Genomic DNA, 4,718 nt, shown 5'->3' with positions numbered 1-4,718 from the left:
GTTTCTCCTCCTCGATCAGCGCGACCTTCACAGGCGCCGTGATGCCGACGCTCTGGTCGCCGGTCGGGCCGCTGAGGGCGCTGCTGCCGCCCATCACGCTGCCGGGCGGGGACGAGGCACGGATGGGCGACGTACCCGCGCTCGGACAGCACACCGAGGCGCTGCTGCGTGCCGTGGGAATGACGGACGACCTGATCGCAGCGATGCGCCGGGACGGCGTGGTGGCCTGAGCGCGGGCCCTGGAGGGGTCCAGGACCGCCGGCTCACTCGGTGAGCGCTCGGTGAGCGCTCAGTGGCCGCCGAACAGCGAGCGGCGCAGCCGGCGCAGCGGCGCGAAGAGGGAGACACGGCTGACCCGCGCACCCCAGTCGCTGCGCTCGCGCCTGGTGTCACGCGCCGTCAGCTCCCGCATCAGCGAGGTCGCCTCGATCGTCTCGCGCTGCGGTATGGCGGGACCCGCCAGCACCGACAGATGGCGGTCGAGGCGCGAACTGGTCGCGCTGCTTCCGCAGGTGATCGCAGGGACCCTGGCCCTGCTGCGTGTTATCTGCTCCATGTCACTCCCCACCCGTACGAGTCCACCCGGCCCGGGCAGGGTAACCCTATCGCCCCAGCGGGGCACGCGTGTATCTCGGCCACAGGATTCACCTTCCCTGCAAGGGGGTTGACCATCCCTCGTTGACTACTCTCCGAATCCGACCGATTTCAGGGTGAGTTGGACAATGGGCTGACCGGTGGGCTGGACTGAGCCCCCGTCAGGCTCGACGGTTACGGCGAGTGACGTCGAGGAGGTGTCGAGACCCCTCGCGACCAAGGGCGTGTCGCCCGTGAAGAGCCCGAGGGAGCGCGGTTGCACACGGGGGCGCATCAGCCAGAGCTGGTGTACGCGCCCGCCGGACGGAACGCCGTATCCGCTGAGCGTGACGACGGCCTCCCGCTCGGATGCGGAAGCGATCACTCCCATTCCCCGGCCCCGGGCGTCCGCGCTGCTCGTGGCGCGGGCGTCGGGAGCGGACAGAACGTGGGCGATCTCACGTGCCCGGGTCTGCGCGGCGTCGAGCCGGTCCTGGGTGCGGTGCGCCTGGACGGCGAAGAGGGAGGCGACCACGAGGGCCGCCGCCGCGGTGGCCGTGGCGAACGGTACGAAGAGGGGGCGCGTCCGGGGCGTACGGGTGCGGCCCGGCGGAGGCTGGGTGCCCCAGACGTGCGGCGGCAGCTGGGGCGCGCGCTCCTGGACCGGGGCGTGCTCCTGCGGGGTGGCGCGCACGGCGGCCAGCACCCGGTCGCGCAGGGCGGCCGGCGCGGGGGCGGCCGTGGACCAGGCGAGGCGCACCGCGTCCTCGGCCAGCTCCCGCACCTCGGCGGCACAGCGGCCGCAGCCCCGCAGATGCTTCTCGAAGCGGCGCCGCTCGGCGGGGTCGAGGGCGTCGAGCGCGTAGGGGGCGGCGAGGGAGTGCGGATCCTCGCCGCCCAGCAGGCGGCCGATGAGGCTCACGCGGCACCTCCCAGGCACTCGCGCAGCCGGGTGAGCCCGTCACGCATCCGCGTCTTGACCGTGCCGAGCGGCAGCGACAGCCGCTCGGCCACCTCACGGTAGGTGTAGCCGTCGTAGTAGGCGAGGGTGACGGACTGGCGCTGCAGGGCGGTGAGCCGGTTCAGGCAGCGGCGCACCCACTCGCGTTCGAGCCCGGCCTCGACCTCCTCGGCCACCTGGTCGAAGGCGGGTTCCCCGGCCCGCAGGGCCTCCCGCTGCTCGCGTTCGCCGGCCGCGCGGGCGCTGCGCACCCGGTCGACGGCCCGCCGGTGGGCGAGGGTGAGGATCCAGGACAGGGCGCTGCCCCGGCCGGGGTCGAACCGGGCGGCGGAGCGCCACAGTTCGAGCAGCACCTCCTGGGCGACCTCCTCGGACTGGGCGGGGTCGCGCACCACCCGCCGGACGAGCCCGTAGACCGGTCCGGACACCAGGCCGTACAGGTCCTCGAAAGCCCTCTGGTCACCGTCCGCCACGAGCACCAGCAACTCCTCGGCCGCCATGCCGGCCCCCTCTCCGTGGCCGCAGCCGGCCCTTCTTCGCGCACCGCGCATCCGCACCGAGACACACCTCCCGACGGTGTTACGGATCAGCGGACGGAAAACGCGGGTCGGGACCGCGGAAAAAGATTTCCCGCCTCCGACCAATCCGGCCGGGCGGACGGCTCCGAATGCCCCGGCGTCAGGCAAGTTGGCACGGAGGACGGACGGCATGACACCTCTCATCTCCAGGAGCGGCCCAGGGCGCAAGGGCCTGGTCACGCTCATCTGTGGTGCGCTGGCCGCCGGAGGGCTCACAGCCGCCGGCGTCGCCACCCTGGCCCCCGGGGCGGCCTCCGCCTCCTCCCACCGGGAGGCCCCGCTGATCTCGGGGACCCCGCAGTACGACAACACGGACCTGTACGCGTTCGTCAGCCCGGACAAGCCCGACACGACGACGATCGTGGCGAACTGGATCCCGTTCGAGGAGCCGGCGGGCGGCCCGAACTTCTACACGTTCGCGGACGACGCCCAGTACGACATCCACGTCGACAACAACGGCGACGCGCAGGACGAGTTGGTGTTCCGCTACACCTTCAAGACCCACACGAAGAACGGGAACACGTTCCTCTACAACACCGGTCCGGTCACCAGCCTGGACGACCCGGACCTCAACATCACCCAGACGTACGACATCGATCTGATACGGCTGAAGAAGCAGCACGAGGTGTCGGACACCAAGCTCGCGGACAACGTGCCGGTGGCGCCGTCGGACGTCGGCAAGGCGTCCATGCCGGACTACGGCAAGCTGCGCTCCCAGGCCGTGTACCGCACGGCCGGGGGCGCCACGACCTTCGCGGGGCAGGCGGACGACCCGTTCTTCGCGGACCTGCGCGTCTTCGACCTGCTGTACGGCGGGAACCTCTCCGAGGTCGGCCGGGACACGCTGAAGGGCTACAACGTCAACACCGTCGCCCTTCAGGTGCCCAACGACCTGATCCGCGAGTCCGCCAAGCAGCCGGTCGTCGGCATCTGGTCCACCACCCAGCGCCGCAACGCGCAGGGCTACTTCAGCCAGGTCTCCCGGCTCGGCAATCCGCTGGTCAACGAGGTCGTCAACCCGCAGAAGGACAAGGACCGGTTCAACGCCTCGCAGCCCGCGTACGACGCGCAGTTCCTGAAGAACGTCACCGACCCCGAGCTGCCGAAGCTCATCGAGTCGATCTACAAGATCAAGGCGCCCGCCACACCGCGCAACGACCTGGTCGACGTCTTCCTCAAGGGCGTCAAGGGCCTCAACCAGCCGCCGGGCGTGCGCCCGGCGGAGGAGCTGCGCCTGAACACCTCCATCAAGCCGAGCGCGCACCCCAAGCGGCTGGGTGTGCTGGACGGCGACAACGCAGGCTTCCCGAACGGGCGCCGGCTCGCCGACGACGTGATCGACGAGGCGCTGCAGGTCATGGAGGGCGAGCTGGTCGGGTCCAAGAACGACCTGGGCGACGCGGTCGACAAGAACGACAAGGGCTTCGAGAAGTCCTTCCCGTACGTCGCCGAGCCCAACTCCGGTTCACGCGGGCCGCTCGCCAAGGGGACGACCGCAGGCACGGACGTGCGCAGCCAGCTGGGAGACGCCCTGCAGCCCGCGGGTTCCTCCGGCGGCTCCGGCAACACCACTCTGATCGCCGCCTCGGCGGCCTCCGGCGCGGCCGGGATCCTGCTGATCGGCACCGCCCTCGCGTGGTGGCGCCGGCGCATCCGGCGTCCGTACTGACGCCTGTACCCCACCCAGACCGGCGCGGCCCGTATCCCACTCCCCCACGGCGGGCCGCGCCTTCCCCTTTGAACCACCATCAGGCGAGCGAGGAGAGGGCATGTCCCCGCGTAGGAACGACGACGAGACCGGCGAGCGGCAGGTGAGCAGCGGCCGCGACAAGACCCCGGCGCCCGCCGCGCCCGAGGACGCGCCCAGGAAGCCGCAAGCCCTGTCCGGGGAGGCACCTGGCGCCGGGGACGAGGCCGGGGAGGCACCCGGCGCCGAGGACGTGTCCGGGGAGGCTCCCGACGTCGGGGACCCGTCCGGGGAAGCGTCCGGCGGCGTCGGAGGCCTGTCCGGGAAAGCACCCAGCCCGGCGGACATGTCCGAGGAAGCACCCGGCGCCAAGGACCCGTCCCGGGAGGCACCCGCCTCCGAAGGGCCGCCCGAGGAAGCACCCGGAGTCGGGGACCTGGCCGGACGGGCACCCTGCGTTGGGGACCCGTCCCGGGAGGCACCCGTCTCCGAAGACCCGCCGAAGGAAGCATCCGGCGACGCGGACCTGTCCGGGGAAGCATCCGGCGTCGCGGACCTGTCCGGGGAAGCATCCGGCGACGCGGACCTGTCCAGGGAAGCATCCGGCTACGAGGACCCGTCCCAGGGGGCATCCGCCTCCGACAACCCACCCGGGCAAGCACCCGGCATCGGAGACCTGTCCGGACGGGCGCCCGGCGCCAAGGGCCCATCCCCGGAGGCACCCGCCTCCGACAACCCACCCGAAGAAGCACCCGGCACCGGAGACCCCTCCAGGAAAGCACCCAGCCCCGAGGACGCGTCCGAGGACGCACCCGGCGTCGGAGACCGGTCCGGGAAAGCATCCGGCGCGATGCTCTACGCCGACGGCCTGATCGAGGGCCGGGTCGGCACGGACGGCGAACGGCTCGGCCAGGACGGC

The 4,718-nt window shown here is 72.0% G+C and carries 4 protein-coding genes and 2 pseudogenes; 3 read left to right on the top strand and 3 right to left on the bottom strand.

Going from position 1 to position 4,718, the window contains the following annotated elements:
• Positions 1-230, top strand: a pseudogene (locus ACWEN3_RS41770) (hypothetical protein); the annotation flags it as partial.
• 59 nt (positions 231-289) lie between these two features.
• Here ACWEN3_RS41770 and ACWEN3_RS41765 read toward each other — a convergent pair.
• The 3 genes from ACWEN3_RS41765 to ACWEN3_RS41755 all read right to left on the bottom strand — a co-directional run bounded on the left by ACWEN3_RS41765 (position 290) and on the right by ACWEN3_RS41755 (position 2,034).
• The gene (locus ACWEN3_RS41765; protein ID WP_452982561.1) at positions 290-556 is read right to left on the bottom strand and encodes a hypothetical protein; all 267 of its coding nucleotides are present in this window, start codon (positions 554-556) and stop codon (positions 290-292) included.
• A 126-nt stretch (positions 557-682) separates the two neighbouring features.
• Positions 683-1,495, bottom strand: a complete 813-nt coding sequence (locus ACWEN3_RS41760) for an anti-sigma factor (protein WP_452982558.1) — start codon at positions 1,493-1,495, stop codon at positions 683-685.
• Positions 1,492-2,034: a sigma-70 family RNA polymerase sigma factor gene (locus tag ACWEN3_RS41755; RefSeq protein ID WP_452982555.1), complete on the bottom strand. Its 543-nt coding sequence runs from the start codon at positions 2,032-2,034 to the stop codon at positions 1,492-1,494. Before ACWEN3_RS41755 ends, ACWEN3_RS41760 begins: the two co-directional genes overlap by 4 nt.
• A 208-nt stretch (positions 2,035-2,242) precedes the next feature.
• On the opposite strand from ACWEN3_RS41755, the gene ACWEN3_RS41750 reads away from it, so the two are divergent.
• Both ACWEN3_RS41750 and ACWEN3_RS41745 read left to right on the top strand, forming a co-directional pair.
• Positions 2,243-3,781, top strand: coding sequence for a DUF4331 domain-containing protein (locus ACWEN3_RS41750; protein WP_452982552.1), 1,539 nt, complete (start codon positions 2,243-2,245; stop codon positions 3,779-3,781).
• Between the two features lie 100 nt (positions 3,782-3,881).
• Positions 3,882-4,718 (top strand): annotated as a pseudogene (locus tag ACWEN3_RS41745) (hypothetical protein); the annotation flags it as partial.

It is taken from the genome of Streptomyces sp. NPDC004561, from assembly GCF_053602155.1.
Note: the sequence above shows the minus strand (reverse complement) of the source record. Positions and strands in the feature narration are given on the sequence as shown.

Excerpts from the sequence above, each read along its gene's own strand:
- ACWEN3_RS41765 (WP_452982561.1), bottom strand. The coding sequence starts at position 556 with ATGGAGCAGATAACACGCAGCAGGGCCAGGGTCCCTGCGATCACCTGC.
- ACWEN3_RS41755 (WP_452982555.1), bottom strand. The coding sequence starts at position 2,034 with ATGGCGGCCGAGGAGTTGCTGGTGCTCGTGGCGGACGGTGACCAGAGG.
- ACWEN3_RS41750 (WP_452982552.1), top strand. The coding sequence starts at position 2,243 with ATGACACCTCTCATCTCCAGGAGCGGCCCAGGGCGCAAGGGCCTGGTC.